Annotated in this window: 8 protein-coding genes; 3 read left to right on the plus strand and 5 right to left on the minus strand. The window is 65.3% G+C overall.

The features are described 5' to 3' along the window. Positions 1-73 precede the first annotated feature (73 nt). Together ACL58G_RS31505 and ACL58G_RS31510 are read right to left on the minus strand one after the other, a co-directional pair. Positions 74-1,180, minus strand: coding sequence for an S-(hydroxymethyl)glutathione dehydrogenase/class III alcohol dehydrogenase (locus ACL58G_RS31505; RefSeq protein ID WP_371766092.1), 1,107 nt, complete (start codon positions 1,178-1,180; stop codon positions 74-76). A 61-nt stretch (positions 1,181-1,241) separates the two neighbouring features. Beyond that, complete coding sequence (locus ACL58G_RS31510; protein ID WP_440964473.1) at positions 1,242-1,880, minus strand: ANTAR domain-containing response regulator; 639 nt, start codon at positions 1,878-1,880, stop codon at positions 1,242-1,244. Positions 1,881-2,170: 290 nt separating this feature from the next. Here ACL58G_RS31510 and ACL58G_RS31515 point away from each other — a divergent pair, with 290 nt between their 5' ends. From ACL58G_RS31515 to ACL58G_RS31525, 3 genes are all read left to right on the plus strand, one after another. Beyond that, entirely contained in the window at positions 2,171-3,745 is a 1,575-nt protein-coding gene (locus ACL58G_RS31515; protein WP_440964475.1) for a S8 family serine peptidase, read from the plus strand. Between the two features lie 196 nt (positions 3,746-3,941). Then, positions 3,942-6,752 (plus strand): valine--tRNA ligase, encoded by a 2,811-nt coding sequence (locus tag ACL58G_RS31520; protein ID WP_440964477.1) that lies wholly within the window; start codon positions 3,942-3,944, stop codon positions 6,750-6,752. Positions 6,753-6,821: 69 nt separating this feature from the next. Beyond that, a complete protein-coding gene (locus ACL58G_RS31525; protein WP_440964479.1) occupies positions 6,822-7,355 on the plus strand; it encodes a DinB family protein in 534 nt (177 codons plus the stop codon). Between the two features lie 146 nt (positions 7,356-7,501). Here ACL58G_RS31525 and ACL58G_RS31530 read toward each other — a convergent pair whose 3' ends face one another. The 3 genes from ACL58G_RS31530 to carA are packed head-to-tail and all read right to left on the minus strand — an operon-like array spanning position 7,502 to position 14,255. Further along, positions 7,502-9,229, minus strand: coding sequence for a methyl-accepting chemotaxis protein (locus ACL58G_RS31530; RefSeq protein ID WP_440964481.1), 1,728 nt, complete (start codon positions 9,227-9,229; stop codon positions 7,502-7,504). 30 nt (positions 9,230-9,259) lie between these two features. Continuing rightward, entirely contained in the window at positions 9,260-13,093 is a 3,834-nt protein-coding gene (gene carB / locus ACL58G_RS31535) for a carbamoyl-phosphate synthase large subunit (protein WP_440964483.1), read from the minus strand. Continuing rightward, positions 13,077-14,255 carry a glutamine-hydrolyzing carbamoyl-phosphate synthase small subunit gene (gene carA / locus ACL58G_RS31540; protein WP_413386707.1) on the minus strand — a complete coding sequence of 393 codons (1,179 nt, stop codon included), beginning with the start codon at positions 14,253-14,255 and terminating at the stop codon, positions 13,077-13,079. The genes carB and carA overlap by 17 nt, the downstream gene beginning before the upstream one ends. Positions 14,256-14,374: the final 119 nt, after the last annotated feature.

Here is a 14,374-nt window from a genome sequence, read left to right on the forward strand (position 1 = left end):
CATACCGGCCGCACGAAACGCGGAACAGACGGAAGAAACGTGGGCGCTGCCGCCCACGCGGACGTTGGCGGGATCAGAACACCACGACCGACCGGATCGACTCGCCCTTCTTCATCAGGTCGAAGCCATCGTTGATCTGGTCGAGCGTCAGGTGATGGGTGATGAGATCATCGATATTGATCTTGTTTTCCATGTACCAGTCGACGATCTTCGGCACGTCCGTACGACCGCGCGCGCCGCCGAACGCGGAGCCTTTCCACACGCGGCCCGTAACGAGCTGGAACGGACGCGTCGCGATTTCCTTGCCCGCTTCCGCCACGCCGATGATGATCGATTGGCCCCAGCCCTTGTGGCAGCACTCCAGCGCCTGGCGCATCGTCGTGACGTTGCCGATGCATTCGAACGAGTAGTCCGCGCCGCCGTCCGTCAGCTGGACGATGGTGTCGACGACATTCTCGACTTCCTTCGGATTGACGAAGTGCGTCATGCCGAATTTACGGGCCATCTCTTCGCGGCCCGGGTTGAGGTCCACGCCGATGATTTTATCGGCGCCGACCATCTTCGCCGCCTGGATCACGTTCAGGCCGATGCCGCCCAGGCCGAACACGACGACGTTCGCGCCCGCCTCGACCTTCGCCGTGAAGATCACGGCGCCGATGCCCGTCGTGACGCCGCAGCCGATGTAGCAGATCTTGTCGAACGGGGCGTCCGAACGGACTTTCGCCAGCGCGATTTCCGGCACCACGATGTAGTTCGAGAAGGTGGACGTGCCCATGTAGTGGTAGATCGGCTTGCCGTCCAGCGAGAAGCGCGACGTCGCATCCGGCATCAGGCCGCGGCCCTGCGTCGAGCGGATGGCCTGGCACAGGTTCGTCTTTTGCGACAGGCAGAATTTGCACTGGCGGCATTCCGGCGTGTACAGCGGGATGACGTGGTCGTCTTTACGGAGGCTCGTCACGCCCGGGCCGACGTCGACGACGACGCCCGCGCCCTCATGGCCCAGGATGGCCGGGAAGATGCCTTCCGGGTCGGCGCCGGACAGTGTGTAGTAGTCGGTATGGCAGATGCCCGTCGCCTTGACTTCGACGAGCACCTCGCCCGCCTTCGGGCCCTCGAGTTCGACCTCTTCGATCGTCAGCGGTTTCCCTGCCTGCCATGCAATCGCGGCCCTGGTTTTCATGTTTACGGTCCCTGGAAGATGATGAAAGAATGTTCGGCATGATACCAAGCCGGCACAAAACCTACTTTCCCTTCAACCGTCCCGCGAACGCCCCGTGCAGGCCGTTAAGTAATTCCTCCGCCGCCACGAGCTGCTCCGCCACTTCGTTGACCTTGCGCCGGCTCGAGCGCGCATGGTCGCGCAGCACCTCGAACGCCGTGTTGCGGTCCGTCTGGTAGCGCGCCATCAGCAGCCCCACCGCCAGGCTCGTCTCGCGACCCGCCGCCAGCGCGGCGTTCAGGTTCGCTTCGGTGCGGCGCAACTGGCGGATCTCGTCGGCGCGGGCCAGCGCGGATTCGAACGCGGGAATCAGGCGCGCGGCATCGACCGGCTTCACGACGAAGCCGACGGCCCCGTGGCTGGCGGCCTGGCGCGCCGTCTCGGCATCGTCGACCGACGACAGGAACATGAACGCGACCGACGTGTGCTCCCTGAGGCGGAGCGCCAGGTCGAGGCCGGACATGCCGGGCATGCTGATGTCGAGCAGGGCCAGCGCGATGTCGGCTTCGCGCTCGGCCACGCGCTGCAGCGCTTCGACGGCCGATTCGGCCGTCATCGTCTCGTAACCGGAATGGTCCAGTACGGTTTTCAGGTAATCGAGCAGGAGGGGATCGTCGTCGACCAGCAGGATCAGCCGGCGGGGAGGCAGGTACGCGCTCATTGTTATGGTTCTCGCAGCGAGAGGTTGCACGCGACCGTTGCGGCGCGCGGTCGCATGGGCGCCTGCGGCGCGCCAAAAATATAGCACGTTGACAAGCCGTCTCGTCAAAGAAATTCACAATCTCTGCGCTTACGCAACAACTGTTGCGCACGATTGAAATCCGATTGCATATGCATAACTTCTCAAAATAAACTGATTTTCGCTGCCCAATACGGGTAGCGGACAACCAAAAAGCATGCGGTCCACAAGGCCAGCTGCAATACATATTTTCTTAGACGGAGAAAACACCGATGAATCAGAAATACACTCGCGCATCGAAGATGGTCCCGGTCCTCGGGCTGTGCGTGGCGGCCCTGGCCGTCGCGTTCTCGGGCAGTGTGTCGGCCGCGCCCGACACGACCCGCGTGATCGTCGCCTTCAAACCCGGCGCGGCTGCCAACATCAAGTCCGCCGTCGCGGCCGCCCGGGGCACGGTCAAGCAGGACATCTTCAACATGAACGCGATGGCCATCGAAGTGCCGACGGCCGCGCTGCAGGGCCTGCAGCACAATCCGAACGTCGAGTACGTCGAGGAAGACGTGATCCGCAAACCGTTCGCGCTGATGACACCGTCGACCGGCGTACCGTACACGTCCGGCCAGCTGGTGCCGTACGGCATCAAGCAGGTGCAGGCCGACCAGCTGTCCGATGCGAACACGAGCAACCGCAAGATCTGCATCATCGACTCCGGTGTCGATTTCAGCCATGAAGACCTGAAGGACAACGGCGCCAACGTCACCGGCGAATACGATTCCGGCACGGGCTGGTGGTACACGGACGAAACCCACCACGGCACCCACGTGTTCGGCACCATCGCGGGCGTGAACAACGGCCTGGGTGTCGTCGGCGTGAACCCGAACAAGCAGCTCAAGCTGCACATCGTGAAAGTGTTCGGCAAGGATGGCGCGTGGACGTATTCGTCGACCCTGGCCAATGCCGCCAACAAGTGCGGCGCGGCGGGCGCGAACGTCATCACGATGTCGCTGGGCGGCGGTGCCAGGAGCATCACCGAGCAGCGTGCCTTCGACAACCTGCAGACCAAGGGCGTCCTCTCGATCGCGGCGGCGGGCAACGACGGCAATTCGACGACGTCGTACCCGGCCGGCTACACGAGCGTGATGTCGGTGGCGGCCGTGGACGAGAACAAGGTCGTCGCCTCGTTCTCGCAATACAACAAGGATGTCGAGATCGCCGGTCCCGGTGTGGCCGTGCTGTCGACCGTCCCGATGGGCACCGGCGTCGACACCGCGCTGACGGTCGGCTCGACGAACTACGCCTCGTCGGCGATGGAAGGCTCGCCCGTCAAGACCGCGACGGCGCCGCTGGCCGACTTCGGCATCGGCGACACCGTCAACTCGTCCGTCTCCGGCAAGGTCTGCCTGATCCAGCGCGGCACCGTCGACTTCGCGACCAAGGTCGCCAACTGCCAGAACAGCGGCGGCGTGGGCGCGATCGTCTACAACAACGTGGCGGGCGCATTCGGCGGCACGCTGGGCACGACCGTCACGACGATCCCGTCGCTGACCGCCTCCGACACGGACGGCGCCGCGATGAAGGCTCAGCTGGGCCAGAGCGCGACGGTGGCCGTGAAGGCATCGAACTACGCCTACTTCGACGGCACCTCGATGGCCACGCCGCACGTGTCGGCCGTCGCCGCACTGGTGTGGAGCTACTTCCCGACCTGCACGGGCGCCCAGATCCGTACGTCGCTGGACAACAGCGCGCTCGACCTGGGCACGGCCGGCCGCGACACGAAGTACGGCTACGGTCTCGTGCAGGCCAAGGCGGCGTACGATCGCATCAAGGCGCTGGGCTGCGGTAAATAGCCCATCATTCGCGTCTCGTTTGCCGTAGGGTGGGCTCACCGAGCCCACGCTCAGCTATGCAAGATGCGAGCGTCCGCGTGGGCGGCGGGCCGCCCACCCTACAAATTCTCGCCGGCTCTGCCGGCGCAGGCCGTTCGCCGTCATCTATAATGGTCGTTTTCGCATTTTCAGCCCATACAGCCACTACAGCCACATCATGGAATTAGCCAAGTCTTTCGAGCCAGTCGACATCGAACAATTCTGGCGCACGGAATGGGAACAGCGCGGTTACTTCGCCGCGTCAATGGACGACGGCAAGCCGTCGTTCAGCATCCAGCTGCCGCCGCCGAACGTGACGGGCACCCTGCACATGGGCCACGCCTTCAACCAGACCGTCATGGATGGCCTGACCCGCTACTACCGCATGCGTGGCTTCAACACCGCGTGGATCCCGGGTACCGACCACGCCGGCATCGCCACCCAGATCGTCGTGGAGCGCCAGCTCGACGCGCAGAAGATCTCGCGCCACGATCTCGGCCGCGAAGCCTTCGTCGAGAAGGTCTGGGAGTGGAAGGAAAAATCGGGCAGCACCATCACGGGCCAGATGCGCCGCCTGGGCGCCTCGGCCGACTGGAACCGCGAATACTTCACGATGGACGAGCCGCGCTCGAAGACCGTCACCGAAGTGTTCGTGCGCCTGTTCGAGCAAGGCCTGATCTACCGCGGCAAGCGCCTCGTCAACTGGGACCCGGTACTGGGCACGGCCGTCTCCGACCTCGAAGTGGTGTCGGAAGAAGAAGACGGCTCGATGTGGTACATCCAATACCCGCTGGCGGACGGCAGCGGCCACCTGACGGTCGCGACGACGCGTCCGGAAACGATGCTGGGCGACGTCGCCGTCGCCGTCGACCCGACCGACGAACGCTACACGCACCTGCACGGCAAGATGCTCAAGCTGCCGCTCGTCGGCCGCGAGATCCCCGTCATCGCCGATTCCTACGTGGATAAAGCGTTCGGCACCGGCTGCGTGAAGATCACGCCGGCGCACGACTTCAACGACTACGCCGTCGGCCAGCGCCATAACCTGCCGATGCCGTCGATCATGACGCTCGAGGCGAAGATCACGGACGACGCGCCGGCAGCCTACCGCGGCCTGGACCGCTTCGAAGCGCGCAAGAAGATCGTCGCCGACCTCGAAGCGCAAGGCCTGCTGGAACAGGTCAAACCGCACAAGCTGCAGGTGCCGCGCGGCGACCGCACGGGCGTCGTGATCGAGCCGATGCTGACGGACCAGTGGTTCGTCGCGATGAGCAAGCCGGCGCCGGAAGGCACGCACAACCCGGGCAAGTCGATCACCGACGTGGCGCTGGAAAAGGTCGCGAGCGGCGAGATCAGGTTCGTCCCGGAGAACTGGACGACCACGTACAACCAGTGGCTGAACAACATCCAGGACTGGTGCATCTCGCGCCAGCTGTGGTGGGGCCACCGCATCCCGGCCTGGTACGGCCCGAACGGCGAAGTCGTCGTCGCCCGCAACGAGGAAGAGGCGCAGCAGAAGGCGCTTGCCGCCGGCGTCCAGGGTGAACTGAAACGCGACGACGACGTGCTGGACACGTGGTTCTCGTCCGCGCTCGTGCCGTTCTCGACGGTCGGCTGGCCGGAACAGACGAAGGACATGGAGATGTTCCTGCCCTCCTCCGTGCTCGTCACCGGCTTCGACATCATCTTCTTCTGGGTCGCGCGCATGGTCATGATGACGGCGCACTTCACCGGCAAGGTCCCGTTCAAGACCGTGTACGTGCACGGCCTCGTGCGCGATTCGTCGGGCCAGAAGATGTCGAAATCGAAAGGCAACACGCTCGACCCGATCGACCTGATCGACGGCATCGACGTGGAATCGCTCGTCGCCAAGCGCACGACGGGCCTGATGAACCCGAAGGCCGCCGAGAAGATCGCCAAGGCGACGCGCAAGGAATTCCCGGACGGGATCCCGGCCTTCGGCACGGACGCCGTGCGCTTCACGATGGCGAGCTACGCGTCCCTCGGCCGCAACATCAACTTCGACCTGGGCCGCTGCGAAGGCTACCGCAACTTCTGCAACAAGCTGTGGAACGCGACCCGCTTCGTGCTGATGAACACGGAAGGAAAGGACTGCGGCAAGCCGGATGCCGCCGACTACTCGCAGGCCGACCGCTGGATCATCTCGCGCCTGAACCGCGTCGAGCTGGACGTCGCGAAGGGCTTCGAGGACTACCGCTTCGACAACATCGCGAACAGCATCTACAGCTTCGTCTGGGACGAGTACTGCGACTGGTACCTGGAACTGGCGAAGGTGCAGGTCCAGCAGGGCACGGAAGCGCAGCAGCGCGCCACCCGCCACACCTTGCTGCGCGTGCTGGAAGTCGTGCTGCGCCTCGCGCATCCGATCATCCCGTTCGTCACCGAAGCGCTGTGGCAGGCCGTCGCGCCGCTGGCCGGCAAAGGATCGGGCGACAATCGCGACACCATCATGCTGCAGCCGTACCCGATCGCCGACGAGTCGCTGATCGACGCGGATGCGGAAAGCTGGATGGAGCAGTTCAAGAAGGTCACCGACGCGACCCGCAACCTGCGCGGTGAAATGAAGCTGTCGCCGTCCGTGCGCGTGCCGCTGATCGTCGAACCGGCGAACGATGCCGACCGCGCGGCCGCACAAGGCTTCGCGCCGTACGTCGCGCTGCTGGCCAAGCTGTCGGAAGTGCAGATCGTCGACGCGCTGCCGGATTCGCCGGCCGCCGTCGCCATCGTCGGCACGACCAAGCTGATGCTGAAGGTGGAGATCGACGTCGCCGCCGAGCGCGAGCGCCTGAAAAAGGAGATCGCGCGCATCGAAGGCGAGATCGCCAAGGCGAATGGCAAGCTGTCCAGCGAAAGCTTCGTCGCCCGCGCACCGGCAGCCGTCGTCGCGCAGGAACGCGAGCGCCTGGACAACTTCAGTGCCACCCTGGCCAAGCTGAACGAGCAGTTCGCCAAGCTGCCGCCGGCATGATGTCGCACGCTCTTCCATGAACGACGCGCCGGCTCGACACCGGCGCGTTTTTTTTATCGGATCACGCTCATGACGATTTCCCACTTCGCACAACTGGCCACCTACAACGAATGGATGAACCGGAAGCTGTACGCCGCGGCCGCCGCGCTGCCGGCGGAGCGCCTGCATGAGGACCGGGGCGCGTTCTTCGGGTCGGTCTTCGGGACGCTGAACCACCTCGTGATCGCGGACCTCATCTGGTTCAAGCGCATCGCGGCCGGCGTGCCGGGCCTGGCATCGCTGCAGTGCCTGGAGGAGCTGCCCCGGCCGGCGTCGCTGGACGCGCGCCTATGCGCGACCTTGCCCGAACTGGACGCGTTGCGCAGGCAACTGGACGCCGCCATCCTCGCGTTCAGCGCCGAAGTGACGCCCGCCCACCTGGATGGCGCGTTCACGTGGACGTCGATGAAGGGCATCGCGAGCACGAAGCGGCTGGGCGACGTCCTGCTGCACGTGTTCAACCACCAGACGCATCACCGGGGCCAGGCCACGACGCTGTTCTCGCAGATGGGCATCGACGTCGGTCCGACGGACATCCTCCTGCTGTTGCCGGACGTGGCTTGACGCGGATGGCGCTTACGCGGCGGCAGTCCGGCCAGTCCCGGGAAAATCGAACGTGCGACGGCCGACGGCCGTCCACGCAAGCAGTGCAAGAATGCGCTGCGGCGGCATATTGATGCTCGCCGCATAACCTGCGCGCACCTACGCCATCAGAACGTTTCCCACGCCTCGTCCTCCACCGCGGTCGTCCGCTTCACGGCGGACGGCGCACCCGCGCCGGTCGCGCGCCGCGCGGGCGCGGACAGTGCGCGCACCGGGGCGTCCGGCTTCGTTCCCGGACGCGTGGCGGACGCACGATGAAGATCCCGCTGGCCCGGCACCTCGTCCAGCACGAACACGTCCACGACTCCGCTCAGCGCACCGACCTGGTCCAGCAGCGAAGTGGCGGCGGCAGTGGCTTCCTCGACCAGGGCCACGTTCTGCTGCGTGATCGAATCCATCTGGCCGATCGCCTCGTTGATCTGGTCGAGCCCGGAAGTCTGTTCCTGGCTCGCCTGGGTGATTTCGCCCATGATGTCCGTCACGCGCTGGATGCCGCTGACGATCTCTTTCATGGTGACACCGGCCTCGTCGACCAGGCGCGCGCCGCTGTCCACCTTGCTGACGGAATCGCCGATCAGTTGTTTGATTTCCTTCGCGGCGCCGGCCGAGCGCTGGGCCAGGTTGCGCACCTCGGACGCGACGACGGCGAAGCCACGGCCCTGCTCGCCGGCCCGGGCCGCCTCCACCGCCGCGTTCAGCGCGAGGATATTGGTCTGGAACGCGATCCCGTCGATGACGCCGATGATGTCCACGATCTTGCGCGAGGACTCGTTGATCGAACCCATCGTGTCGACCACTTGCGCCACGAGGCCGCCGCCGCGCACCGCCACTTCCGACGCCGATACCGCCAACTGATTGGCCTGGCGCGCGTTGTCGGCGTTCTGGCGTACCGTGCCGGTCAGCTCTTCCATCGACGCGGCGGTCTGTTCCAGCGAACTGGCCTGGCCACAAGTACGTTCCGACAGGTCCATGTTGCCGGCCGCGATCTGGGAGGAGGCGCTGGAAATGGTGTGGGTACTGGTGCGCACTTCCGCCACGATACCGGCCAGGTTGGCTTTCATCTGGGATAGCGCCGCCAGCAAGGTGCCGATTTCGTTGTTGCCGCGCACCTCGATCCGTCCGGTCAGGTCGCCCGCGGCAACGCGGGACGCGATGGCGGTCGCTTCGCCAAGCGGCGCCGAGATCCCGCGGATCATCGCCGCGCCCACGGCGACGCCGACCAGCGCGGCCAGCAACAGCACGCCCCCCGCAAAATACGCGGTGTGGCGCAGGCTGTCGGCGACGTCCGCCTCGTTGGTGGCCGCGCGCGCCTCGGACGCGTGCGTGAGCGCCGCCATGGCTTCGTCACCGACCCGGTACGACGGATTGATCTTCTTGATCAGGATTGTTTCCGCACCGTCCCAGTCACCCGCCCGGATCGCGTCGGACGCCGCCTTGATATGCGCCACGCCCAGATTATCGCTCTTGGCGAACCATTCGTCGGCCAGGCGCTTTTCCGCGGCATTGCTGATCGACCCGCTGTACTTCGTCCACTTCTCGTTCGTGGCGTTCGCCAGGGCGTCGATCTGGGTGAAATGCACGGTCAGCGGGTGGTCATGCAGCTGCGACCAGGACAGCGTCGGGTTATGCTGCAAGGCCTGGAGGATCTGGCTGCGCGCCAGTTCCATGTCGAGGCGGATCGACTTTTGGTCGTACGCGCTTTTCTGGTCCGCCAGGATCACGTGGCGGATCAGTCCGACCGACCGGTCCGCGCCGTACAAGCCCATGACACCAATCACCAGCATCATCGCGACGAGCAAGCTCAATGCCGTCACGACGAGCGTCTTAATCTTCATATTGTTTAACATTTTCATTCCTCGGCGTTCTTAATCGTTTAGCGCGCGGCTCGATACGCCATCGAAGCGGCGGCTGTTGAAAAACTGGTGGATGGACGCGCGCAGCTCCTCCACCTCGTCGAATTCGACGTACGTCACGTCGACCAGGTCCTCGAGTTCGCGGATCAGGGTCGTCTTGATCGGTGCGCCTTTCCACACAAGGAACAGCACCGGGGTGCGCCGTCCCTTGAAGATGTGGTAACTCAGTTCGAAGGCACTGCTTTCGCTCATGCCGACGCGGATGTTGACCATCACGTCCGCGTGGTCCAGCAATCCCAGGCGGTGATTGCGGAAGTTCCGGGGCGTGAACGGCATGTGCTGCTCGCGTTCGAAGGAGTGCTTGAACGTGAGGGCGCTTTCGGCCTGCGTGCCGGTCAGGTAATCGAACGCATGCGGTGCCCCGTTGGCGCTGTCGATCAGGTGCATGATGTCGCTGATCACGCGCTGCTGCCGCGCGTCCGATTCGGTGAACGGCTGGCGGATGAACACCTTCAGCGGCTCGGCACCCGCCGCGCGCTTGCGCTCGTGCCGGCGGCGCTCGGGAATCGTGGCCGCGGCCGCCGTCAGGTCGGCCTCGGTCGGCGCCAGGCGGCCGCGCGCGGACGGCGTCGCGGGGGTCTCGCCGTGCAGCGTACGCAAGGAATACAGGCCATAGTTGTCGATGTGGCGGATTCCCTCCAGCGCCGCTTCGGCGCCGGCGATGGTGGTGTAGCACGGCGCACCGCATGCCAGCGCGGCCACGCGCAGCGCGCTCGACGCGTAGATGGCGGCGCGCTTCTCGTCCACGGTCAACACGACCAGGGCGATCTCGCGAGCGCGCATCAGATCGAGCACCTCGGCGTCGTCCACAGTCGCGACGGGAATGTCGGCCGCCGCGATCACGGTCGCGGTGACGTGGCTGGCGCACAGCGTGAAACCGGCCGCGTGCAACTGACGGGCCAGCGCCACGGCGCGCGCCTGGTCGCCGCGCTTGACGCGCATGAAGACCCGGCCTGCGCGCGGCAGGCGTACGTTGGCCGCCAGTTGCGCCTTGTGGAACGCTTCACCGAACGTGGCTCCCACGCCCATCACTTCGCCGGTCGATTTCATTTCCGGGCCGAGGATGGTATCGACGCCGGGGAATTTCGCGAACGGGAACACGGATTCCTTGACGCAGAAGCGGGACGGGACAGCTTCTGCCGTCACGCCCTGGCTCGCCAGCGACTGCCCCGCCATGCAGCGCGCCGCGATCTTGGCCAGTTGCAGTCCCGTGGCCTTCGACACGAACGGCACCGTGCGCGAGGCGCGCGGGTTCACTTCCAGGACGTAGACATGGTCGCGCAGCCTGCCGTCCACCTTGACCTGCTGGATCGCGAACTGCACGTTCATCAGGCCGACGACGTTCAGGCCGCGCGCCATCCGGGAGGTCTGGCGCTTGAGTTCCGCGATCGTCTCCGGCGCCAGCGAATACGGCGGCAGCGAACAGGCCGAGTCGCCCGAATGGATGCCCGCCTGCTCGATATGTTCCATCACGCCGCCGATCACGACGTCAGTGCCGTCCGCGACGCAGTCGACGTCGCACTCGATGGCGTCGTTCAGGAAGCGGTCCAGCAACACCGGCGAATCATGCGACACCTTGACGGCTTCGCGCATGTAGCGTTCGAGGTCGGCCTGTTCATGCACGATCTCCATCGCGCGCCCGCCCAGCACGTACGATGGGCGCACCACCAGCGGATAGCCGATTTCCTCCGCCATGCGCACGGCGTCAAGCTCGGTACGCGCGGTGCGGTTCAGCGGCTGGCGCAGTTCCAGCCTGTTCAGCAGCTGCTGGAAGCGCTCGCGGTCTTCGGCCGCGTCGATCATGTCGGGCGACGTGCCGATGATCGGCACCCCGTTGGCCTCCAGCGCCAGTGCCAGCTTCAGCGGCGTCTGCCCGCCGTACTGGACGATCACGCCTTCCGGCTTTTCCAGGGCGACGATTTCCAGCACGTCTTCCAGGGTGAGCGATTCGAAGTACAGGCGGTCCGACGTATCGTAGTCGGTCGAGACGGTCTCCGGATTGCAGTTGACCATGATGGTCTCGTAACCGTCTTCGCGCAGCGCCATGGCGGCATGGACGCAGCAGTAGTCGAATTCGATGCCTTGGCCGATGCGGTTCGGGCCGCCGCCCAGCACCATGATCTTGCGCTTGTCGGTGGGTTCGGCTTCGCACTCGTCGTCGTAGGTCGAATACAGGTACGCGGTGCGCGTGGCGAATTCGGCGGCGCAGGTGTCGACGCGCTTGTACACGGGGCGCACGCCCAGCTGGTGGCGGCGCGCCCGGACCTCGTCTTCGTGGGTCTTCAGCAGCGCCGCCAGGCGGCGATCCGAGAAACCCTGTTGCTTCAGCCTGCGCAGGATGGGTTCGTTCAGGGCGCCGAGGCGCTGGGTCTCCAGCCACAGTTCGACCTCGACCAGGTCCTGGATCTGCGCCAGGAACCACGGATCGATGCCCGACAGACGATGCACGTCGTCCAGCGAATATCCCTGGGCGAACGCGTCGCCCACGAACCAGATTCGCTCCGGACCGGGCGCCGCGAGTTCCGCATCGATCACCTCGGTGTACGATTTCCTGCGCCGCAGCCCATCGACGCCGATGTCCAGGCCGCGCAACGCTTTCTGGAACGACTCCTGGAAGGTGCGGCCCATCGCCATCACTTCGCCCACGGATTTCATCTGCGTGGTCAGGCCTGTGTCGGCACCGGGGAATTTTTCGAAAGCGAAGCGCGGAATCTTGGTGACGACGTAATCGATAGCCGGCTCGAACGAGGCCGGGGTCGCGCCGCCGGTGATCTCGTTGCGCAGTTCGTCGAGCGTGAAGCCGACGGCCAGCTTGGCCGCCACGCGGGCGATCGGAAAGCCGGTGGCCTTGGAAGCGAGCGCCGACGAACGCGACACGCGCGGATTCATCTCGATGACGATCATGCGGCCATCGGCCGGGTTGACCGCGAACTGCACGTTCGAGCCGCCCGTGTCGACGCCGATCTCGCGCAGCACGGCGAGCGACGCGTTGCGCATGATCTGGTATTCCTTGTCCGTCAGCGTCTGCGCCGGCGCGACGGTGATCGAGTCGCCCGTGTGCACGCCCATCGGGTCCAGGTTCTCGATCGAGCAAACGATGATGCAGTTGTCCTTCTTGTCGCGGACGACCTCCATCTCGTATTCCTTCCAGCCGACGAGCGATTCCTCGATCAGCAGTTCGGAGGTGGGCGACAGTTCCAGGCCGCGCGCGCAGATGGCGTTGAATTCACGCGCGTCGTGCGCGATGCCGCCGCCGCTTCCTCCCATCGTGAACGACGGGCGGATGATGACGGGGAAGCCCAGCTTGGCCTGCTCGGCCCAGGCCTCGGCCATGTCGTGGGCCACGCCCGAACGGGCCGAGCCCAGGCCGATCTTCGTCATCGCCTCCTTGAACCGGGAGCGATCCTCGGCCTTGTCGATGGCGTCCGGCGTCGCGCCGATCAGTTCCACGCCATGCTCGGCCAGCACGCCGTGGCGATGCAGGTCGAGCGCGCAGTTGAGCGCCGTCTGGCCGCCCATCGTGGGCAGGACGGCGTCCGGTCTTTCGGTGGCGATGATGCGCGCCACGACTTCCCACTGGATCGGCTCGATGTACGTGACGTCGGCCATGTCCGGGTCGGTCATGATCGTGGCGGGATTGCTGTTGACCAGGATGACCTTGTAACCCTCCTCGCGCAAGGCCTTGCAGGCCTGGGCGCCCGAGTAGTCGAATTCGCACGCCTGGCCGATCACGATCGGACCGGCGCCGATGATCAGGATGCTGTTGATATCAGTGCGCTTGGGCATGGCCTGCCTCCATCAGCGAGATGAAACGGTCGAAAAGGGTGCCCAGGTCGTGCGGACCGGGGGAGGCCTCGGGGTGGCCCTGGAAACAGAAGGCCGGCCTGTCGGTACGCTCGAAGCCTTGCAACGAACCGTCGAACAGCGACACGTGGGTTACCCGGCAATTGGGCGGCAGCGTGGCCGCGTCGACCGCGAAACCGTGGTTCTGGGAGGTGATCATGACCCGGCCGCTGGCCAGGTCCTGCACGGGGTGATTGGCGCCGTGGTGGCCGAACTTCATCTTGACGGTCTGCGCGCCCGAAGCGAGCGCCATGATCTGGTGGCCGAGGCAGATGCCGAAGGTCGGCACGCCCCGCTCGATGATGTCGCGCGACGCGGCGATCGCATAGTCGCACGGGGCCGGATCGCCGGGGCCGTTCGACAGGAACACGCCGTCCGGATCGAGCGCCAATACCTCCGCGGCACCGGTTTGCGCCGGCACCACGGTCACGCGGCAGCCGCGTTGGGCCAGCATGCGCAGGATGTTGGCCTTGATGCCGAAGTCGTACGCCACCACGTGGAAGCGCGGCGCATCCTGGACACCATGACCTGCGCCAAGGCGCCATTCCGTTTCGCGCCACTCGTAGCGCTCACGGACACTGGCGACCCTGGCCAGGTCCATGCCCCCCAGGCCTTCGAAGCCGCGGGCCAGCGCGACCGTTTCCTCGGCGGACAAGCCGACGGCGATGGCGCCGTTCTGCGCCCCCTTGCTGCGCAGGATGCGCGTGAGCTTGCGGGTGTCGATGCCGGCGATGGCGACCACGCCCTGGGCCTTCAGGTAATCCGAGAGTGCCTGGGTCGAGCGAAAGTTCGATGCCAGCAGCGGCAGATCCTTGATGACCAGGCCCGCGGCGTGGACCCGCGCTGCGGGACCATTGGACGATTCACCGTCTTCCGGATTGACGCCGGTGTTGCCGATGTGCGGATAGGTCAGCGTGACGATCTGGCGCATGTAGCTGGGATCGGTCAAGATTTCCTGGTAGCCAGTCATCGCGGTGTTGAAGACGACCTCGCCAGTGGTGTGACCGGTTGCGCCGATGCCATGTCCGCGAAAGATGCTGCCGTCCGCGAGGGCGAGTATCGCCCGGGTTTCCGTGCCCGGCACTCGGTCGAGAGGGTGTTTCATGGAGACTCCTCGCATTACTATGTAGTGAAGCGCGCGATGGAAAACCCGCTGCGCATGTGTAGCCTGATGCCAGTTTCCTGCTTTGCAGAAACGACGAGAATCGGAACATTAGCGCAATT

It is taken from the genome of Massilia sp. GER05 (genome assembly GCF_052056005.1).
In the GTDB taxonomy this organism is placed as follows: domain Bacteria; phylum Pseudomonadota; class Gammaproteobacteria; order Burkholderiales; family Burkholderiaceae_D; genus Telluria; species Telluria orientalis.